Source organism: Streptomyces sp. SX-6, assembly GCF_059089585.1.
Map to the genome: position 1 here is coordinate 46,255 of NZ_JBTHHU010000004.1, position 19,785 is coordinate 66,039.

Here is a 19,785-nt window from a genome sequence, read left to right on the forward strand (position 1 = left end):
GGGTGAGGAGCGCGCTGTGCGTTTCATCTTTGGCGCCGCCTGTCGGCTTCCGCAATGAAGGGAGCGTTCCGGTAGTCGGTGTTCCGGAACAGGTGCGAGGTGGCGGTGCTCACCAGGTGGGGGCGGCCGGTGCGCAGGCCCAGCAGGGCGACGTGGACCCACAGGAAGGTGCCGCGGGCGGCGATGTGGTCGCGCATCCCGTCGCGTACCCGTCCGCCGTGCTCACGGTAGGCGTGCAGCAGGGCGTCGAGGACGGCCGGGCCACCGGCATAGTACATGTCGACGAAATCCAGGGCGGGGTCGTCGATACGGGCGTTGGTCCAGTCGAGCAGGCCGGTGAGCCGTCCGCCGCCGTCCGGTGTGCCGGCGACGAGGGTGTGGCCGGGGTGGACGTCGCCGTGGACGAGCACGGTGTCGTCGGGCCACGCGTCGTCGTCCGCCAGCCACAGGCTCCAGTGCCGGTACCGCTCGTCCGGTAGGCCGAACACCTTGTGTGCCTCGTGGAGTTGGCGTGCGACGCGCTCGCGTGACTGGTCCGCGGTGACCTCCCGCACGCCGGCGCCGGTGGCGCCGCGGCGTGGCACGGAGTGCAGCGCGACCAGGACGCGGGCGAGCGAGCCCAGGTAGTCCGCCGTGGGGGCGAACGGGTCGATCGACCATCGGTAGCGAAGTGTTGCGGGGTCCTCGGTTCCGGCGGGGGAACCCGGAAGTCTGGGGTAGGCGATCAACTCCCTTTGCTGTACGTGCCAGTGGGGCAGCTGTACGGGCAGCCGGTCGCGCAGCAGGCGCAGCAGCTTGCCCTCCGTCTCGGCGTGGGCCGTGACGTCCGCGCGCCGGGGGGTGCGCAGAATCCATTCCCGGCCCTCCTCGTCCGCGCAGTGCACGACGCGGAAATCCCAGCCCGACTCGTCCGGGACGGCCGAGCCGGGACGCACCGGGATGCCGTGGCCGATGGCGGCGTCCAAGAGCCGCGGAACGCTGAGCGGTATCCCGTCCATGGCGGCCACACTGCCCGCCTCCCGGAGTGTTGTAACCAAGTTTCCGTCCCGTGAAATGTGAACTCGCGTTATCGGTCCGATCCTTGCGGATCTTTGCGGGGCTGAGGTTCGCTGCCTGTGGTCCCACCACCTGCTTGCAACCCCCACCCATCAATCCTGGAGTCGATTTGTCGCGCGTACTCAACGTCGATGCAGCGGGCAGTCCGCCGGGGCCGCCGATACTCGAGGAGTGGTACCGGCGGCATCTTGACAGGGCCGAATTCGATATCAGCTCGAGCGGTGTACAGCCCTATTCCTTTTCGGAGTTGCGCCGTATCGCCGGCATCGCTCCCGAGGATCTCGACGGCATCGTCATGGACGACAGCACCTCCCAGGGATCCCTCGGGCTGCGGCAGGCGCTCGCCGACCGGTACGCGGCGGGGCGGGCCGACCACGTCATGGTGACCCACGGCTCGAGCGAGGCCATCGCGCTCACGCTGGGCACCGTGCTGGCGCCCGGCGACCGCGTGGTCCTGCCCGACTCCGTCTACCATTCGCTGGGCCACTTCGCGCGGGAAAAGGGCTGCGAGATCAGCACCCTGCCGCTGGGCCGGCTGGCCGGCGGCGCGTTCCCGAAAACCGTGCTGGACGAGGTGATCGCACCCGGCACCCGGGCCGTCGTGGTGAATTTCCCGCACAATCCCACGGGTTGCACGCTGTCCCGTGCGGGATACGAGGAATTCATCGACCGGGTCGCCGAGGTCGGCGCCCTGCTGGTATGGGACGCGGCGACCGCCGAAATCACCCACGGCGGCGAGGTGTTGCCCGAGCCGGGGTTGCGCTATCCGCGCACCGTCTCCTACGGGACGTTTTCCAAGGTATTCGGTCTGCCCGGTCTGCGCTTCGGCTGGTGCGTCGCGGACCCGGGGCTGATCGAGGAGACCTTCGCGCTGCGCGACCGCACGACGCTGTTCCTCTCCCCGCTGGTCGAGCGCATCGCCCTGCACACCGTGCGCGCCGCCGACCGGCTGATCGGGCCACGGGCCCGGCAGGCGCGGCGCAACCTGGAGTTGGTCGACGCGTGGGTGGCCCGGCACGAGGGAGCCGTCGCCTGGCAGCGCCCGCAGGGCGGTGTGTGCGGCCTGCTCGAGTTGCCCGGTGTCGAGGACACCGAGGCGTTCTGCCTGGAGCTGCTCGACCGGTACGCCACGCTGCTGGTGCCCGGCACCGCCTTCGACCGCCCGGGCGGCGTGCGCCTCGGATTCGGTGGTGCGGAGAAGGAGTTGGGCGAGGGCCTGGAGCGGCTCTCCGCGTTCCTCGGCAGCCGGGGGAGCGGGCGATGAACGACGCACGGGCGGACTTCCTCGGCCGGTGGGACCACCACGTACACGGGCGCCCCGAGGCGGTCGCCCTGGCGGAGGGCGACACGGGGTGGACCTACCGGCAGGCGGACGCCCGTGCCGAAGAGCTCGCCGCGCGCCTTCACGCGGCGGGCGCAGGCCCGGGGAGCGTCGTCGGTCTCGCCCTCGACCGGCCCCGGGACGCCGTCCTCGGCATGCTGGCCGCGCTCAAGGCGGGAGCGGCGTTCACCGTGCTGGACGCGGGCCTGCCCGAAGGGCCGCGTGCGGATCTCGTCCGCGCGGCCGGTGCGAAGGTCTGGCTGTGCGATGGTGCCGAGCCGCTGCCCGCCGGCACCCCCTGCCTGGACATCGATGCGCCAGCGGCCGGCGCACCGCCTGCCTCCCACAGCCACGACGGCTCGCGGCTCGCCTACATCCTCTTCACCTCCGGATCCACCGGCCGCCCCAAGGGCGTGATGATCGAGCGGGGTTCGCTGGCCGGCTTCGCCGACGCGGTCCGCGAGCGTCTCGCGCTGACCCCCGACGACCGCTGGCTCCAGGTCGCCTCCCTCGGCTTCGACGTGGTGATCGAGGAGGTCTTCCCCGTGCTCGCCGCCGGCGGCACGGTCGTGTGCCGGCCCGACTCCCGCCCCCTGGAACCGCGCGACCTGCACCGGCTGTTGCGGGACAGTGGATCCACCGTGGTCGAACTGTCCACCCAGTACTGGCGCGAGTACGCCCGCTGGCTGCGGGCGGCCGGGGAGAGCACCCCCGGCTCCCTGCGGGCGGTGCTGGTCGGCGGCGAGCGGATGGACCCGGGGGCCTACCGCGACTGGCAGCAGCGGCATCCGGCCGCGCTGGTGCACGTGTACGGGCTGACCGAGTGCACGGTGACCTCCACCATGTACACCGGCCTGCTGCCCGGGGACGCCGGCGAAGTCCCCATCGGCACACCGCTGTCCAACGCCACGGTCACCGTGCGCCGCGACGGACACGTCCTGCCCGCCGGGGAGGTGGGTGAGATCCACATCGCCGGCCCCTTGCTCGCCCGCGGCTACCTCCACGACGAGCGGCGCACCGCCGAGCGGTTCCGCGCGGACCCGTCCGGCGAGCGGACGTACGCGACCGGCGACCTCGGCCGCCAACTGCCCGACGGGGCGATCGAGTTCCTCGGCCGGAAGGACGCGCAGCTCAAGGTGCGCGGCCACCGTCTCGAGGCGACGGCCGTGGAGCGCGCGCTGGAGGGCGACGCGGCGGTGGCCCAGGCCGCCGTCCTGCTCGACCCCTGTGACAGCAGCTCGCTGATGGCCTGCCTCGTACCGGCCGACCCCGCGCTGCGGCCCGCGGCGGGCACCGTCGCACGCCTCACCGGCGAGCAGCGCGACCGGGCCGTCGGCCCGCTGGCAACCGCCCTGCCGGGCTGGGCCGTTCCCACGCGCCTGTACTGGGCCGGGGAACTCCCCAAGAACCCGCACGGAAAGATCGACACGGCGGCACTCGCCGCGGCCGTGGCCGAGGAGGCCGCCCGATGGGCGCCCCCGCCCGCCGCGCCCTTCGCCCAGGACCCCGTCCTGGTGGCCGTGGTCGAGCGCTTCCGGACCGTCCTCCAGGCGCCTTCGCTGGGACCGGACGAGGACTTCTTCGCCCACGGCGGCCAGTCGATCCTGGCCATGCGCCTGGTGAGCGAACTGCGCTCGGACCTCCCGGCGGCCGGCGCCCTGCGCGTCACCGCGCTCTTCGACTGTCCCACCCCGCGGCGCCTGGCCGAACGCATCGCCGGCCGCCGCTGAGCAGAACCCGGAACCGTCCCCTCACGAATCAGGAACCGGAATCTTGAAAACCGCCACGCGCAACATCCTCGACCTGACCGAACAGGAGGCCGCGCAGTCCGCCGACCTCGCCGTGGAGCTGGCCCGGAGCTACGCCTCGCCCGAGGACCCGCATCTCCTGTTCGACCTGCCGGTCCTCGCGGCCGGACTGCCCGAACGCACCCGCAAGTTCCTGCGCGACTTCACGCTGGGCGAGCGGCACGGCCACTGTGTGGTGCGCGGCCACCGCATCGACACCGAGCGCATCGGCCCCACGCCCGACCACTGGCGGGGCCGCACCCGCCCCGGCCCGGAGTTCCCCGAGGAGATCCTCCTCCTGCTCTACGGCGCCGTCCTCGGCGAGCCCTTCGGCTGGGCCACCCAGCAGGACGGCCGGCTCGTCCACGACGTCTTCCCCATCAAGGGCCACGACAGCGAGCAACTCGGCACCGGAAGCGCCGAGTTGCTCACCTGGCACATCGAGGACGCCTTCCACCCGCACCGGGGCGACTACCTGCTGCTGTCCGCCCTGCGCAACCCGGACGACGTGGCCACCACGATCGGCGAGCTCGACCTGGGCGCACTCGCGCCCGAGCACGTCGAGACCCTCTTCGAGCCGCGCTTCCACATCGCCCCCGACGAGTCCCACCTGCCCAAGAACAACTCGGCGTCGGACGACGAGGAGGCGAGGCTCCGCTTCGCGAGCATCGAGCGCCTCGTCACCGACCGCAAGCCGGTCGCGGTGCTGTACGGATCGCGCACTTCCCCGTACATCCGGCTCGACCCCTACTTCATGGAGACCCCCGAGGACCCCGCGGCCCGTGCCGCGCTGGAGGCCGTCACCGAGGTCCTGGACCGGGCGATGGGCGAGGTCGCCCTGCTCCAGGGGGACGTCCTGTGCGTCAACAACCACCTGGCCGTGCACGGGCGTCTGCCGTTCACCGCGCGCTTCGACGGCACCGACCGCTGGCTCAAGCGGGTCAACGTGACCAGCGACCTGCGCAAGTCCCGTGAGATGCGGGCCTCGGCCGACTCCCGGCTGATCGGCTAGGCCGGCCATGCCGACGGGCACCGACACCCCGCACCCGACGGTCACCACGCTGGCGCGGACACCCGGGCTGCGGGACGCGGTGGACACGCTGGTCACCGGGAACATGCCGGTCTACATGACGTGGGAGTCCCCCGGGAACTGGCGCTGGCACCATCTCCACGAACGGTTCGCCGCCCACCAGATGTGCGTGACCGACGAGCGGGGCACCCTCATCGCGGCGGCGAACGGCCTGCCGGTGCGGTGGGACGGTACCGTCGGCGGCCTGCCCGGGGGCGCCGACGACGTCCTGGTACGCGCCGTCGACGACGACCTGGCCGAACGGCCCACCGCACTGTGCCTGTTGTCGGTGTCGGTGGCCGCCGGGCACCGCCGCAGCGGACTGCCCCGCCTGCTGCTGGAACGGGCCCGGGCGGTCGCGGCCGGGGCGGGATGGCGCGGCGTCGTCATCCCGGTCCGGCCCACGGGCAAGTCCGCGTACCCGGTCATCCCGATGAGCGCGTACGCGGACTGGCGGACCCCGCAGGGCGAGCCGTTCGATCCCTGGCTGCGCACCCACGCACGGCTGGGCGCCGAGCAACTCGCCGTCGCCGAACGGTCGCTGGTGATCCGGCAGCCGGTCGGACGCTGGGAGCGCGAGACCGGCCTCGCCATGCCCGGCCCGGGCGACTACATCGTCCCCGGCGCCCTCGCCCCGGTCCGTGCCGACGAGGACGGCACGGCCACCTACACCGAGCCCAACGTCTGGGTCTTCCACAGGGCTTGACGACCTTCACGACACCCCATCCGAACGGAGTGCTCATGTCTTCACTACGCCTGGCCGTGATCGGCTGTGGCGCCGCGGCCCGGGCCTGCCACCTGCCCGCGCTGCCGAGGGTCCCCGGAGCCCGGCTCACCGCCCTGGTGGACGCCGACCTCGCCCACGCCGAGAGCGCCCTCGCGGCGTACCGCGAGTTCGGCGGCGAGGGTTCCCCGCAGCTGGCCACCTCCTGGAAGGAGGCGCTCGGCTCCTTCGACGCCGCGGTGGTGGCGGTGCCGCACACCGCCCACGCCCAACTGGCCGTCGACCTGCTGGAGAACGGCAAGCACGTGCTCATGGAGAAGCCCATGACCACGACCCCAGCGGACGCCGACCGCCTGCTCAAGACGGCCGCCGCCCATCCGGACACCCTGCTCGCCATGGCCCACCCCCGCCGTCTGTTCCCGGCCTACGCCTGGGTGCGGCGGCTGATCCGCAGCGGGGCGCTCGGCACCGTCGAGCGCGTCCACTGGAACGAGGGCCACCCCTACAGCTGGGAGCCGCTCACCTGGTCCATGTTCGACCGGCGGCTCGCCCACGGCGGTGTCCTCACCGACACCGGGTCGCACGTCTTCGACACCCTCTTCTGGTGGCTCGGCGAGGACATGACCCTGCTCCACCACCAGGACAACTCGCTCGGCGGCGTCGACAGCGACACCCGCACCTGGCTGCGCTTCGGGTCGGTCGACGTGATCGTCGAACTGAGCCGGCTGCGCGCACTGGGCACCTCCTGCGTGATCACCGGCAGCGAGGCCGAGGTGAGCATCGGCACGGACTTCCCCGCCGGCGAGTGCACCCTGACGACCAAGAGCGGCGAGGTCCTCCACCGCGGCGACGTCGCCGCGGTCGCCCCGGCCCAGGACGAGTGGGAGGCCCTGTTCGTCGAGCAGCTGGCCAACTTCGCGACGGCGTGCGGCAAGCAGGGCGTCGAACCGTACTCGACGGCCGAGGACGGCAAGCGCGTCGTCGACCTCATCGACGCCTGCTACGGCGGCCAGGCCCGTCACAGCATGCCCCAGCCGTGGACCACCAACAGGACCGATACCCAGGAGCCTGCCGGCACCCGGATCGCGGTCACCGGCGCGAGCGGCTTCATCGGCGGACGCGTGGTCGAACGTCTCGCCCTGGGCACCGATGCCCGAGTGCGGCCCGTGGTCCGCGGCTTCGGCCGCGCCGCGCGCCTGTCCGCGCTGCCCCAGGAGCAGCTGGACTTCCGGGCGGCGGACCTCGCCGACGAGGCCGCGCTCCGGCGGGCGTTCGAGGGCTGCGACGTGGTCGTGCACTGCGCGTTCGGCAGCACCGGCGAGGTGGAGGAGCGCTGGGCGGCGACCGTGGACGGCACCGCGCGCGTCCTCGCCGCGGCCCGCGCGGCCGGGGTGCGCCGCGTCGTGCACCTCAGCACCGTCGACGTGTACGCCCCGGCCGACGGGGAGTTCGACGAGAGCGCCCCCGCCCGCCCCGCCGACCCCGGCGACCGCGAGTACGAGCAGCAGAAGCTCGCCGCCGAGGAACTGGCCCTCCGCGCGAACGGCGACGGGCTCGAGGTCGTCGCCCTCCAGCCGGGCGTGGTCTACGGGCCGTGGGGCGAGCAGTGGACCACCGCCCAACTCCGCCGCCCCGCGGACGACTTCGCGGTGCTGCCCTCCGGCGCGGACGGCGGCGCGTGCAACGCCGTCTACGTCGACGACGTCGTGGACACGGTGCTCGCCGCCTGTCACCGCCCCGGCATCGCGGGCGAGCGCATCCTCGTCGCGGGCCGGCAGCACATCACCTGGGGGCAGTTCTTCGACTGCTTCCGCGACCTGCGGGCCCTGGACCCGGCCGCCGTCGACGCGTCCTCGGCGGACGTCCCGGACTGGGAGGCCGAGCTCTACCGCTCCACCGCGCGCGTCGCCTCCACCGGTGCGTCCCGGCTGCTGGGAGCGGACCGCGCCACCACGCTGGTGGAGGGCATGACCCTGACCGGCGCCTGGGCGAAGTGGGCCGGGCTCGCCGGGGGCACCGCATGACCAACGTGCTGGTCGTCGCCCCGCACCCGGACGACGACGTCATCGGCTGCGGCGCCTCGATGGCCAAACACGCCGCCGAGGGCGCCGAGGTGACCCTGGCCGTCGTCATCGGCCGGGAACGCAGCCTCCACGACACGCACCGCACCGACGCCGACTTCGCGGACGAGACGAGCAAGGCGTGCGCCGCGCTCGGCGTGCGCCGCTGGGTCATGCTCGACGAGCCGTCACGGGACTTCCAGTTGTCCCGCAAGGTGCACCTGGATCTCGTCCGCCTGATCCGGGAGGTGCGGCCCGACATCATGTACGTGCCGCACCGCGGGGACGGCGACGTGGAGCACCGCATGGTCCACCAACTGGCCACCGAGGCCCTGTGGATGGCCACCTCGGCGTTCTTCGGGGAGACCGGGGAGCCCGTGCCCGCGCCCCGGCTCGTCCTCGGCTACGAGGTCTGGGCCCCGCTGCCGGAGTTCCAGTACGCCGAGGACGTCAGCGGGTTCATCGACCGCAAGGTCGAGGCGATGCGGGCGTACGAGTCCCAGCTGCGGTTCGCCGCGTGGGACCAGGCCGTGCGCGGCCTGGCGCAGTACCGCGGCGCGGTCGCCACCGGCACCCCGTACGCCGAGGTCTTCGAGGTGATCAGTCTGGGCGGCCGGGGAACGCCATGAACGAGCGGCTTGTCGTGTGCGGCATCGGCTCCGGCATGGACCGGTCCCTGGTGTCCCTCAAGGACATGGGCCTGGACCTGGTCGTGGTGACCGACCGCCCCACCCACCGTGTCCGCCATGCCGCGGACACGGTGCTGGTGGCCGACCCGGGGGACGGCGCCGCCGTCGAACGGGCCGTCCGTGACGCCGGGCTCGCCCGGGCCGACGGCGTCCTCTCGCTCGGCTTCGACAACCCTCCGGTGGTCTCCCGCCTCGCCCGCCGCTTCGGCTGCCCGGGCGTCGCGGAGGAGGTCGCCCTGGACTGCACCCTCAAGGACCGCCGGCTCGCCGTCCTGGGCGGCGCGGGCCTGCACGTCCCGCGGCACCGCTCCGCCGGTGACATGGACGGCGCGCTCGCCGCCCTCGCGGAGACCGGGCTGCCCGCGGTGGTCAAGCCGCGCGATCTGACCGGCTCCGCAGGGGTGTTCAAGCTGGACTCGCCGCGGACGGCGCCCGAGCTGATCCGTACGGCACTGCGCCTGAGCACCTCGGGCCGGGTGCTGGTGGAGGAGTTCCTGGAGGGGACCGAGCACACCGTCGCCGGTCTGGTGACGACGGGCATCTTCCATGTCACGGGATTCGCCGACCGCGAGTACGGGCGCAAGGAGGAGTTCGCCCCGCACTTCTTCGAGGGCGGCGACACCCTGCCCACCGTGCTCGACGCGGGGCAGGCCGAGGAGGTCGTGGCCGTGGTGCGGGCGGGCGTCCGCGCCCTCGGGCTGGACGAGTGCGTCGTCAACACCGACATCCTGCGCACGCATGACGGCCGGGTCTTCCTGCTGGAGATCACCTGCCGGCTGACCGGGGCACGGATCGCCACCGAGATCATGCCGCTGGCCAACGGCATCAACCCGCTGCCCAACGCCGTACGCCTCGCCCTCGGCCGGCCCGTGGTGACGGAGGAACTGACGCCCACGGCCGGGCGGGCCGTGGTGCAGCGCTATCTGCCCCTGGACGGCGGCACCGTCGAATGGGTCGGCGACCTCCGGGACGTCGCCACGCCGCCCGAGGTCCACGACCTGTTCTGGGGAACGGAGTTGACGCCCGGCATGACGCTCCCGCCCTTCAGCGGCGGCGCGGAACCGCTGGCCGGGGTGATCGTCACCGGTGACGACGCCGCGGCGGCCGAGGCAGTGGCGTACGAGGTCCTGGCCCGGCTCCCGCTGAAGCTCGACCACTCGCACACACCTTTTAGAACCCCGGAAGGGAACCGATGACGATCGCATACGCCCAATGGGCCGACACCTACGAGCTGTTCGAGGGCGAGACCGCACAGGACACCTGGCGGCAGGGGATCGGCGCGGACCTGGCGAAGCTGGCCACCGGGCCTGCCCGGGTGCTCGACCTCGGCGCGGGCACCGGCATGGGCGCCCGGGTGCTCGCCGGGCTCCTCCCGGACCTCGAGGTGACCTCCCTGGACCGTTCGCAGGAGATGCTGGATCGGGGCAAGGTCCCCAGGAACCGCCAGATCGTGGCCGACATGGCCGACTTCCGGGTGGACAAGGGCTACGACTTCGTCGTCTCCGGCTTCGACGCGCTCAACTACCTTCCCCCGCAGGCCCTGGCGAGCTGCCTGGCGTGCGCGGCCGACGCCCTGCGCCCCGGCGGGCACATGGTCTTCGATTACTCCTCGCGCAAGGTGCTCTCGTCGGACTGGGCCAGCCTCGAGTACGAGCAGGAGAAGGACGGTTACGCCCTGCACCGCCGTCACTGCTTCGAGCGGGCCTTCGACCGCAGCCGCACGGTGCTGACCCTGCGCCGGGAGGGGCGGACGCTCTGGCGCGAGACGCACGTCCAGTACGTCGTCGACCCGTTCACGCTCGAGGAGGTCGCGCGGGGCCACGGCCTGCAGACCCTGTCCGTGCGGAACATCGACGGCGACGGGTACTCCCCGCAGCACACCACGCACGTCTACGTCCTGCGCAAGGGCTGACCGAGGAGGAAGCATGACAGTCACCGAGGAAGAGCTCAAGGAGGGCTTCGCCCGGACCAGCGTCGTCATCGCGCTCAAGGACGACGTGCGGATCGTCGACTGCATCGCGTCGGTGGACGAGGACGTGGAGATCGTCCTGGCGCTCAACGGCGCCTCCGACGAGATCCGGCGCATCATCGCCGAGCACCCGCGCCCGCTGGTGGTCACCGAGATCCCCGACGCGGGGAATCTCGGCGGTGCCTACAACGCCGGCGCGGAGGCGGCGAGCGGACAGTACCTGCTGTACATGGACTCCGACTGCGTCTTCGAACCCGGCACCCTGCGGATGATGGTCGCGGCCGTGCTCGAACACCCCGTGGTCAAGGGCCAGGTGGTGTACGGGGAATCGGACGGCGTGCTCAGTCAACTCACCGCGCGGGTACGGGAGTACGACGAGGGCGACTACATCAGCGCCCTCTCCCCGCCGCTCATCTACGACCGCCGCGTCGCCGACCACATCGGGGGCTACCACTACGACCCGCTGGTCCACTGGTGCGAGGACCGGGAGTTCGACTTCCGGCTGCAGCTGGCCGAGATCCCCGTGGTGCACCTGCCGGACGCCGTGATCCACCACGACGCCCAGCACGGTCTGCAGAACCTGCGCAGCTACTGGCGCTACGGCATCGGCGAGGGCATCGGGCAGCAGCTCGGCGTCTTCACCACGCCCGCGATCCCCGTGCTGTGGCGGGTGTACGACTCCGCGAGGACGCTCGTCGGCTGTGCGCGGGACAAGGGCCCGGCCGCGGCGGCCTTCTACGGGCTGATGCAGGCCACCTTCCACACCGCCACGGTCTACCACCTGCTGCGGGACCCCTTCGAGGTCCGCGGGCGGATGCCGGCCAACGCGGGGCGGGTCCGCATGCTCCGGTCCATACCGGAGCACTGCCCGAAGCTGACGCCGGAGCAGCGCGAGCGGCTGCGCCGGTCGCACCGGGCGCGGGGGCGGATCATCGAACCGGTCGAGGACCTGTCCGTCTTCCGCACCCCCGCCCCGGCCCGCGAACCCTCCCTCGCCCAGGGGCAGTAGGCCCAGGGGCGGGGCGGCAGGCTCAGCGGCGGCAGGCTCAGCGGCAGTAGGTGGGATAGGCGAACCCGGTGCCCCCGAAACCGAGTTTGAACCGGTTGATCAGCCGGGTCTTCTCGCTCGTCTCGCCGGTGTCGATCCCGCTCAGGTCGAAATACTGCCTACCGTGCTCGGCGGCCCATTTCATCGTCTGGAAGTGAACGAAGTTGAGCGGTGCCTCGGCCCGGTGGGCGGGATTGGTGGCGACATACCGGGCCTCGACCGAGGAACCGTTCACCAGGCACACCGAACCCGCCGCCATCTCCGATCCGTCCATGGCTCCGAAGAGGTGCACCCGCGGGAGTTCGAGCAACTCCCGCAGGTATTCCTCCGATGCGAAGTCGGGGGAATTCGCATTGCGCATCCCGTCGGTGTAGAAGGGGTGGAAGCGGCCGAGCAGGGCGGGGTCGTCGGTGAAGGCGAACCCGGCCCGCAGGGACCGCCGGACCCGGCTCCTGGTGCTGGGGCGCATCCTGGCGAGCATGTCCTCGTCGGTTCCGCCGGTGTCGACGAGCAGGGTGCCGAAGGCCTCGGCCGGCCGGAACCCCGCGGCGGCCAGCACCTCGGGCATGTCCCACTCGGGCTGCAGCACCAGGGTGACCCGCTTCAACCCGGCACAGGAGGAGAGCAGTCCGCGCAGTGTCCCGGGGTCGGGGGTCCCGGTGGGCCCCTTCCACATGAACCACGCGCCGTCGCTCTCCTCCAGCAGCATCGAGGCGTCCCGCACGGCGGGCCGGCGTACGCCGACTCCCTGCCGGCGCAGGAAGCGCATGCGTTCCGTGTCCTGGTGGAAATCATCCGCCGGGCTTTCCGTGTGCAACATCCGAAAGACCTCCGAAGCCTATTGACGGGAGACCGTCGCCCGAATCAGAGTTGAGGTAATCCAATTCCCGGAGAAATCACAGGAATTGGAGGAGAGGCCCTCCGAGGGATTTCCGATCCCCAATCGGAGGCGCTTTCCCCAGTGTTGGCACGAGGGGTGGCAGCTGTCAATGACTGCGCCCACGGATATCGATTCTCAGGGGAGAACCATGCGCATTCTCGGTGTGAACGGATGGCCGGGCGCAAGTCACGACGCATCGGCCTGCCTGCTCGTCGACGGCGAGGTCGTGGCCTTCGCCGAGGAGGAGCGGTTCACTCGCGACAAGCATTCCTACGGCCAGGCCCCGCACCACGCCGTCGCCTACTGCCTCGCCGAGGCGGGCCTGGGCATCGAGGACATCGACTTCGTGGCCCACGGCTGGGAGATGCCCGAACTGCTCACGCAGCGCGGCCTGGAGTGGTTCCCGACCACGGCGGACGCCCTGGAGTTCCTCCTGCCGCGCAGCCTGTTCCCGCGGCGCCGTGATCCCCAACTGCTGTTCGTCGAGCACCACATGGCCCATGCCGCGAGTGCCTACTACTTCTCGGGGCGCGAGAGCGGCGCGGTGCTGATCCTCGACGGGCAGGGCGAGACCGAGAGCGCCACGCTGGCGCTGGGCATCGGCGGCAACCTCAAGGTGCTGCGCACGGTGTCGCCGGGCTGGTCCCTGGGCTACTTCTACGCCGCGGTGTGCCAGTACGCCGGTCTGGGTGCCGACGCCGCGGGCAAGCTGATGGGACTGGCCCCGTACGGGACGGTGGGGGACACCACCTTCGGCGGTGCGCTGCGCGTGCACGGGGACGGCTACACGGTGGACGCCGTGCCCGAGAACCTGCTCTCGCACGGCACCACGGACGAGGAGCAGGACACCATCCGGCTGTGGATGAACCGGCTCGAGAAGACCCTGCGCACCCCGCCCAACGGCGTCTCGCGCCAGTACGACCCGGCGCTGGGCCGCTACAAGCGCCGCACCGAGCGGGATCCGTTCGACTACCGCGACCTGGCGGCGACCGCGCAGGACGCGCTGGAGCAGTGTGTGGTGGCCATGGTGCGCGGACTGCTGCGCGACACCGGCGAGTCGACGCTGCTGGTGGCCGGCGGAGTGGGGTTCAACGCCACGCTCAACGGGAAGCTGATGCGGCTCCCGGAGGTGTCGGACCTGTTCGTGCAGCCGCTGGCCGGCGACCAGGGCGTGAGCCTGGGCGCGGCGGGATGGGTGGCCGCACAGGCCGGGGAGACCATCCGGCCCATGCGGGGAACGGTCGCGTGGGGGCCCCGGTGGGACGCGGAGTCGATCCGGCACGTCCTCCACAAGACCGGTACGTCCTACACCGAGCCCGCCGACATCGCGGCGCAGACGGCGCAGTTGCTGTCGGAGGGGGCGATCGTGGGCTGGCACCAGGGGCGGGGCGAGGGCGGGCCGCGGGCCCTGGGCCACCGCAGCATCCTCGCGACGCCGAACCCGGCCGCGCAGCAGGACCGGATCAACCTGACCATCAAGGACCGTGAGCGGTGGCGCCCGTTCGCGCCGAGCCTGCGGGAGGAGTCCGCCCCCGAACTCCTCGATCTGCACCAGTCGTTGCCCTACATGATCGTGACGATGCCGGTTCCCGAGCGCAACCGGCAGCTGATGGCCGCCGCGACGCACGTGGACGGCACCACGCGCCCGCAGACCGTCTCGGCGGACGCCAACCCCCTGTACCACCGCCTGCTGGGGGAGGTGGAGGAGCGCACAGGACACGCCGTACTTCTCAACACCTCGTTCAACGGCAACGCGGAACCTGTCGTCAGCTCGCCGCTCGATGCCCTGGCGACCTTCGCCAGGTCGCCGCTCGACGCGCTCGCCCTCGGCCCGTTCCTCGTCCGCAGGTGAACCGTCGGTGACCGGTTAGGCGTTCAGCGGTCCGTCAGGCCGATGCCGACACGACAGGTCCTCGCCTGGGGGAGCGCGCCGGTCGTGTCGGCACCGGGCGGGCGCACCACGGCCGGTTCGGCGGTCATCAGGGTCACGAAGCGCAGGTGCTGGGCGTGCATGAGGTTCGCGGCGAGGATCGTGAAGCCGACCCGGCCCCGCCAGGGGTGGTCGATGGCGCGGGTGGCGCCGTCGGGGTGCGTGTGGATCGTGCCGGCTTCGCGGTGCCAGATGTCCCTGACCGCGGGGTCGGCGAGGACGCCGCGCAGGAGCGCCGTGAGCTCCGGGCAGCCGGGCGCGGCGGCGAGCGCGGCCCGCAGCTCGCCGAGCATCGGTACGGCCCAACTCTCCTTCCAGGACACCAGGCTGGGCAGATGGGGGGCCCGGTGCAGCAGCACGCGGCGCAGGACGTTGCGGTCGGCGAGCCCTTTCACGCCGCCTTGGGCGTCTCCGTACAGCAGGTCCAGGTAGTCGGCGTTGGCGGCGACCAGTTCCCAGGTCCGTGTGTAGATGCACGCGGGCTGGAGCTGCATGTGCACCAGGGTGTCCCAGTCCGGATGCGGCTGGGCGGTGGACCTGTGTTCCGGAGGGGGGAGCTGACCGGTCGCGTAGATGAACAGGGCTTGTCGTTCATGGCCGTTCATGCGCAGCGCGTCGGCCACCTTTTCCAGGAAGTCCCGGGACGGGTTCTCCATGCGCCCGGACTCCAGCGTGGCGTACCACCGTGTCGAACAGCCCAGCAGGGCGGCGGTGCTCTCCTGGGAGATGCCCCGCCTGCGCCGTACTGTCCTGCCGTGCGCGCGGTCGTCCGGTGTCCGCCGCGCGCGGCACTGTCTCAGGAGGTCGCGGAGATGCTTCTTGGCATCCGGGTTGCCTGGGTGCGGTGAAGACAAGGACCCCCCTCTGGTGCAGAGATCGATTCTGACTCGGCCCTTCGTGAATCATCCGCGCATGGAAAAATAAGTGTCAAGGTTGGCTAATTTCCGGACTGTTGTTGGCCGGAAGTGCACTCATCCCGAAATCACCCGCGATGGGCCCGGTTCACCGCCGAGACGATCGCCTTCAGCGCCGCCGTGGTGGAGCTGGGGTCGATGCCGATGCCCCACAGCGCCTCGCCGCCGACCACGCACTCCGCGTACGAGGCGGCCTCGGCACCGGCGCCGCTGCCACGGATGTGCCGGGTGTGGTCCAGGACGCGGATGTCGAGCCCGGCCGAGGCCAGCGCCTCGCAGAACGCGGAGACCGGGCCGTTGCCGGTGCCGTGCAGCACGGTGGCGGTGCCGTCCACGACGGCCTCCACGGTCAGTTCGCCGGCCGTGGCGGTCCGTACGGTGCGCAGGCCGACGCGGCCCCCGGGGCGGAGGTACTCGTCGTGGAAGACCGACCAGATCTCCTGCGGCGTGACCTCGCCGCCCTCCGCGTCGGTTCTGGCCTGGATGATGCGGGAGAACTCGATTTGCATGCGGCGCGGCAGGTCGAGCTTGTGGTTGTTCTTGAGGACGTACGCGATGCCGCCCTTGCCGGACTGGGAGTTGACGCGGATGACGGCCTCGTAGGAACGGCCGACGTCCTTCGGGTCAATCGGCAGGTACGGCACCGCCCACTCGGTGCCGGTGCCCGCCTCCATGGCCTCGAAGCCCTTTTTGATGGCGTCCTGGTGGGAGCCGGAGAAGGAGGTGTAGACGAGATCGCCCGCATACGGATGGCGCGGGTGGACCTCCATCTGCGTGCAGTGCTCCACCGTGCGGCGTATCTCGTCGATCTGCGAGAAGTCGATCTGCGGGTCGACGCCTTGCGAGAACAGGTTCATGCCCAGCGTCACCAGGTCGACATTGCCCGTGCGCTCGCCCTGCCCGAACAGACAGCCCTCGATCCGGTCCGCCCCGGCCATCACCGCCAGTTCCGCCGCCGCGACCGCCGTGCCCCGGTCGTTGTGCGGATGCGTCGACAGACACACCCACTGCCTGCGCGACAGATGCCGCGACATCCACTCGAACCGGTCGGCGTGCGTGCTCGGCGTCGAACGCTCCACCGTGGCAGGCAGGTTGAGGATGATCTCGCGGCCGGGTTCCGGCTGCCAGACGTCCATCACGCCCTCGCAGACCTCGAGGGCGAAGTCCAGCTCGGTGTCGGTGAAGATCTCCGGGCTGTACTGATAGCCGAAGACGGTCCGGTCACCGAGGATCTTGTCCGCGTACTCCATCACCAGCCGCGTGCCGTCCACCGCGATCTGCTTCACCTGCTCCCGCGACCCACGGAAGACCACCCGCCTAAAGACCGGCGCCGTCGCGTTGTACAGATGCACCGTCGCCCGGTGCGCACCGCGCAGGGACTCCACCGTCCGCTCGATCAGCTCCTCACGCGCCTGCGTCAGGACGGAGATCGTCACATCCTCGGGGATCGCACCCTCTTCGATGATCGACCGCACGAAGTCGAAATCCGTCGCACCCGACGACGGAAAACCGACCTCGATCTCCTTGTAACCCATGCGCACCAGCAGATCGAACATCTCCCGCTTACGCGCCGGAGACATCGGATCGATCAGCGCCTGGTTACCGTCCCGCAGATCGGTCGACAGCCAACGCGGCGCAACCGTGATCCGCTGCTCCGGCCACGTACGGTCCGGCAGGTCCACGGCCTCGTACGGGCGGTACTTGTGCACCGGCATCCCCGACGGTCGTTGCGTCATGACCGCTGCCCGCTGTTCCCGGCGGCCGCGGAGACAGGCCGGCCGGCCGGCGCGGACGGAGCGGTGCTGCCGCGCCGTATGGACAGACAGGCGAGGGCACCGAGGAGGATCACCCCGATCGGCAGGGCCATCGTGGTCTGCATCGCGCTGCCCGCGCTGCCCGTCGCCGCCTGCCGGCCCTGGACGAGCGCGCCGACGCCCGCGCTGCAGATCACCGAGCCCAACTGCCGCATGGTGTTGAGGGTTCCGGACGCCGCGCCCACGAGCGCGGGATCGACACCCCGCATCGCGACGGCCGCCAGCGGGGCGTTGACGAAGCCGTTGCCCGTGCCGACGAGCAGCATCGGCGCCATGAACACGGGCCAGGAGGCCGAGCCCGACATCAGCAGCGACGCCCACAGCATCCCGGCCGCGGTCAGCAGCATCCCGGTCAGCAGGATGTACTTCCCCTCGATCCGGTCGGCCAGCCGCCCGGCGAACGGGGCGAGCAGGACGGACATCACCGACGCGGGCACCAGGATCATGCCCGCCTTGAGCGCGCTGAAGTGGAGGACGGACTGGCAGTACAGGGACAGCAGCAGCGTCAGCCCGAAGATGCCGCCCGTCGTCGACGCGGAAACACCGTTGAGCAACGAGAAGTTGCGACTGCGGAACATCTCGAACGGCACCAGTGGGTCCCGCCCCTGGCGGCGGCGCTGCTGGAGGAAGAAGACGACGCCGAGCACCACGGCGGCCGAGAGCGTCAGCCAGATCGTGGCGTTCCAGTGGAAGTCCTGCCCGTTGATGAGGGCGAAGGCGAGACAGACCAGGGCCGTTGAGGCGATGACGACACCCAGGACGTCCAGCCGCCGCGACTGCCCCGTGCGCAGGTCCGGGATGATCAGCGCGGTGCTCACGAGGATCAGCACGCCGATGGGGAGGTTCATGTAGAAGATCCAGCGCCAGCCCACCGTGCTGATCAGCAGGCCGCCGAGGGTCGGGCCGACCACCGAGGCCACACCGGTGATCGCACCCCACACGCCGAGGGCGGCGCCGCGCCGTTCGGCGGGGAAGGAGCTGACGATCAGGGTCATGGTCTGCGGCAGCAGCAGCGCCGCGCCCACGCCCTGCAGCACGCGCGCCGCGACGAGTTCGCCGGGGCTCTGTGCCATCCCGCACAGCAGGCTCGCGACGGTGAACACCCCGACGCCCAGGGCGAACAGCTGGCGCGGGCCGCGCATGTCGCCGAGCCGGCCCGCCGTGATCAGCAGTGCGGTGAGCGCGATGACGTAGCTGTTCACCGCCCACAGCACCTGCGGCAGGTCGGCGTGCAGGGTCTTGGAGATGCTGGGAATGGCGATGTTGACGATCGTCAGGTCCAGCAGCGTGAGGAAGAACCCTAAGGACAGCACCACCAGGGTGGCCCAGGGATTGCCACGGAGCTTCGTCACGCGGCCCTCCCCGGGAGGTCGCGCCATACGGCGGCCGGGGTCTTGTTGGTACGGGCGATGCGCCGCAGCTGGTCGACGCGGTGGGCCGAAACGGCGCCCGGATGCTGGGAGTCGAGGGTGGCGATCCGGTAGAAGCCGTTCAGCAGCGTGCGCTGCACCGAGTGCGGGTCGGCGGTGCCGGTGAACTCGACCGTGAGGGCCTGGGCGGCCTTGGGGGAGTCGGCGCTGCGGGTCAGGACGAGCTGCGCGTCGACGACCCCGGGAGCCTTGCGGACGGCGTCGAGGATCTCGCGGACGTTGAACAGGATGCCGAAGAAATTGAACGCGTCGTCGGCGCGGCCCAGGATGCGCAGGGCGTCGTCCCGGCCGCACCGGCACTCGACGGCCTCCACCCGGTCGCCGAGCCGGTAGCGCACGACGGGCACCGTCCAGCCGTCGCCCGCGCGGGTCAGCAGGGCGCCCGCGTGGTCCGGCTCGATGATCTGGCCGGGGAGCAGATGCAGCGTCGACTCGTCGCAGCCCGGCCGGGTGGTGGCCATCACCCAGGTCTCGACCGAGCCGTAGTTGCCCCACAACTCGGCCTCGGGGAAGGCCTCGCGGACGAGCTCGCGCTTGTGCCCGGTCCACGGGTCGCCCATCCAGATGATGGTCGAGATAGGCAGCTTGACGCCGGTGGCGAGGACGCCCTCGGCGAAGTCGGCGAGTCCGGTCGGGGTCGCGGCGAGCGCGTCGACGCCCACGTCACGGAACATCGGCAGCCACGTCCCGAGCTCTTCGGGGGAGTACGGGCCCGACGGGATGACCGTGCATCCGCTGACCTCGGCCAGCTTCTGCATGTAGTAGTGCGTGCCCCACATGCGGCCCGGGTTGTACAGGTTGAGCAGCACGTTGCCCGGCCGCAGCGGGCGCCACTCCTTCAACAGGCGCTCGAGGGCCATGTCGTGGGGGACGTACGTCAGCTTCGGTGTGCCCGTGGTGCCGCCGCTGGACATGAGGACGCTGCCGTGCCGCTCGGCGGCGGCCCGCGTCATCGCCGTGATCTCGGCGGGCCCGGAGACCTCCAGGTCCGTCAGGTCGCGAGCAGCCGGGTCAACCGGCTTCCCGCCGTGGTGCTCGGCGAGCCGCCTGGCGTGCGCCAGAAGGGTGTCCCGGTCGATTCTTCCGATCACTGC

The 19,785-nt window shown here is 71.4% G+C and carries 16 protein-coding genes; 10 read left to right on the plus strand and 6 right to left on the minus strand.

Annotated features, from left to right (window positions below; genetic code table 11):
* Window positions 1–23: 23 nt before the first annotated feature.
* The gene (locus tag ACV530_RS06095) at window positions 24–998 is read right to left on the minus strand and encodes a macrolide 2'-phosphotransferase (protein ID WP_494331210.1); all 975 of its coding nucleotides are present in this window, start codon (window positions 996–998) and stop codon (window positions 24–26) included.
* A 167-nt stretch (window positions 999–1,165) separates the two neighbouring features.
* Between ACV530_RS06095 and vioD the strand changes: the two genes are divergently transcribed.
* Genes vioD through ACV530_RS06140 form a run of 9 tightly spaced genes read left to right on the plus strand, consistent with a single transcriptional unit; the run spans window position 1,166 to window position 11,684 of the window.
* A complete protein-coding gene (gene vioD, locus ACV530_RS06100) occupies window positions 1,166–2,320 on the plus strand; it encodes a capreomycidine synthase (RefSeq protein WP_494331211.1) in 1,155 nt (384 codons plus the stop codon).
* A complete protein-coding gene (locus tag ACV530_RS06105) occupies window positions 2,317–4,107 on the plus strand; it encodes a non-ribosomal peptide synthetase (protein WP_494331212.1) in 1,791 nt (596 codons plus the stop codon). Before vioD ends, ACV530_RS06105 begins: the two co-directional genes overlap by 4 nt.
* Window positions 4,108–4,150: 43 nt before the next feature.
* Window positions 4,151–5,176 carry an arginine beta-hydroxylase, Fe(II)/alpha-ketoglutarate-dependent gene (vioC, locus tag ACV530_RS06110; RefSeq protein WP_494331213.1) on the plus strand — a complete coding sequence of 342 codons (1,026 nt, stop codon included), beginning with the start codon at window positions 4,151–4,153 and terminating at the stop codon, window positions 5,174–5,176.
* A gap of 7 nt (window positions 5,177–5,183) precedes the next feature.
* Window positions 5,184–5,939, plus strand: coding sequence for a hypothetical protein (locus ACV530_RS06115; protein ID WP_494331214.1), 756 nt, complete (start codon window positions 5,184–5,186; stop codon window positions 5,937–5,939).
* 35 nt (window positions 5,940–5,974) lie between these two features.
* Window positions 5,975–7,981 carry an NAD-dependent epimerase/dehydratase family protein gene (locus ACV530_RS06120; protein ID WP_494331215.1) on the plus strand — a complete coding sequence of 669 codons (2,007 nt, stop codon included), beginning with the start codon at window positions 5,975–5,977 and terminating at the stop codon, window positions 7,979–7,981.
* On the plus strand, window positions 7,978–8,646 hold the full coding sequence (locus ACV530_RS06125; RefSeq protein ID WP_494331216.1) for a PIG-L deacetylase family protein: 669 nt from the start codon (window positions 7,978–7,980) through the stop codon (window positions 8,644–8,646). Before ACV530_RS06120 ends, ACV530_RS06125 begins: the two co-directional genes overlap by 4 nt.
* On the plus strand, window positions 8,643–9,902 hold the full coding sequence (locus tag ACV530_RS06130; protein WP_494331217.1) for an ATP-grasp domain-containing protein: 1,260 nt from the start codon (window positions 8,643–8,645) through the stop codon (window positions 9,900–9,902). The genes ACV530_RS06125 and ACV530_RS06130 overlap by 4 nt, the downstream gene beginning before the upstream one ends.
* The gene (locus ACV530_RS06135) at window positions 9,899–10,618 is read left to right on the plus strand and encodes a class I SAM-dependent methyltransferase (RefSeq protein ID WP_494331218.1); all 720 of its coding nucleotides are present in this window, start codon (window positions 9,899–9,901) and stop codon (window positions 10,616–10,618) included. Before ACV530_RS06130 ends, ACV530_RS06135 begins: the two co-directional genes overlap by 4 nt.
* Before the next feature lie 13 nt (window positions 10,619–10,631).
* Window positions 10,632–11,684 carry a glycosyltransferase family 2 protein gene (locus tag ACV530_RS06140; protein WP_494331219.1) on the plus strand — a complete coding sequence of 351 codons (1,053 nt, stop codon included), beginning with the start codon at window positions 10,632–10,634 and terminating at the stop codon, window positions 11,682–11,684.
* A gap of 37 nt (window positions 11,685–11,721) precedes the next feature.
* On the opposite strand, the gene ACV530_RS06145 is transcribed toward ACV530_RS06140, so the two are convergent.
* Window positions 11,722–12,543, minus strand: a complete 822-nt coding sequence (locus ACV530_RS06145) for a GNAT family N-acetyltransferase (protein ID WP_494331220.1) — start codon at window positions 12,541–12,543, stop codon at window positions 11,722–11,724.
* Window positions 12,544–12,751: 208 nt separating this feature from the next.
* Here ACV530_RS06145 and ACV530_RS06150 point away from each other — a divergent pair, with 208 nt between their 5' ends.
* Window positions 12,752–14,455, plus strand: coding sequence for a carbamoyltransferase family protein (locus ACV530_RS06150; RefSeq protein WP_494331221.1), 1,704 nt, complete (start codon window positions 12,752–12,754; stop codon window positions 14,453–14,455).
* Window positions 14,456–14,478: 23 nt separating this feature from the next.
* Here ACV530_RS06150 and ACV530_RS06155 read toward each other — a convergent pair whose 3' ends face one another.
* The 4 genes from ACV530_RS06155 to ACV530_RS06170 form a co-directional block, all read right to left on the minus strand.
* Complete coding sequence (locus ACV530_RS06155) at window positions 14,479–15,387, minus strand: helix-turn-helix domain-containing protein (RefSeq protein ID WP_494331222.1); 909 nt, start codon at window positions 15,385–15,387, stop codon at window positions 14,479–14,481.
* Window positions 15,388–15,515: 128 nt separating this feature from the next.
* Window positions 15,516–17,183, minus strand: a complete 1,668-nt coding sequence (leuA, locus tag ACV530_RS06160; RefSeq protein ID WP_494331223.1) for a 2-isopropylmalate synthase — start codon at window positions 17,181–17,183, stop codon at window positions 15,516–15,518.
* A complete protein-coding gene (locus ACV530_RS06165) occupies window positions 17,180–18,613 on the minus strand; it encodes a DHA2 family efflux MFS transporter permease subunit (RefSeq protein WP_494331224.1) in 1,434 nt (477 codons plus the stop codon). The genes leuA and ACV530_RS06165 overlap by 4 nt, the downstream gene beginning before the upstream one ends.
* Complete coding sequence (locus ACV530_RS06170) at window positions 18,610–19,782, minus strand: AMP-binding protein (RefSeq protein ID WP_494331225.1); 1,173 nt, start codon at window positions 19,780–19,782, stop codon at window positions 18,610–18,612. The genes ACV530_RS06165 and ACV530_RS06170 overlap by 4 nt, the downstream gene beginning before the upstream one ends.
* Between the last annotated feature and the right edge of the window lie 3 nt (window positions 19,783–19,785).

Coding starts and splice junctions, on each gene's coding strand:
- ACV530_RS06095 (WP_494331210.1), bottom strand. CDS start 998: ATGGACGGGATACCGCTCAGCGTTCCGCGGCTCTTGGACGCCGCCATC.
- ACV530_RS06105 (WP_494331212.1), top strand. CDS start 2,317: ATGAACGACGCACGGGCGGACTTCCTCGGCCGGTGGGACCACCACGTA.
- ACV530_RS06115 (WP_494331214.1), top strand. CDS start 5,184: ATGCCGACGGGCACCGACACCCCGCACCCGACGGTCACCACGCTGGCG.
- ACV530_RS06120 (WP_494331215.1), top strand. CDS start 5,975: ATGTCTTCACTACGCCTGGCCGTGATCGGCTGTGGCGCCGCGGCCCGG.
- ACV530_RS06125 (WP_494331216.1), top strand. CDS start 7,978: ATGACCAACGTGCTGGTCGTCGCCCCGCACCCGGACGACGACGTCATC.
- ACV530_RS06130 (WP_494331217.1), top strand. CDS start 8,643: ATGAACGAGCGGCTTGTCGTGTGCGGCATCGGCTCCGGCATGGACCGG.
- ACV530_RS06135 (WP_494331218.1), top strand. CDS start 9,899: ATGACGATCGCATACGCCCAATGGGCCGACACCTACGAGCTGTTCGAG.
- ACV530_RS06140 (WP_494331219.1), top strand. CDS start 10,632: ATGACAGTCACCGAGGAAGAGCTCAAGGAGGGCTTCGCCCGGACCAGC.
- ACV530_RS06145 (WP_494331220.1), bottom strand. CDS start 12,543: ATGTTGCACACGGAAAGCCCGGCGGATGATTTCCACCAGGACACGGAA.
- ACV530_RS06150 (WP_494331221.1), top strand. CDS start 12,752: ATGCGCATTCTCGGTGTGAACGGATGGCCGGGCGCAAGTCACGACGCA.
- leuA (WP_494331223.1), bottom strand. CDS start 17,183: ATGACGCAACGACCGTCGGGGATGCCGGTGCACAAGTACCGCCCGTAC.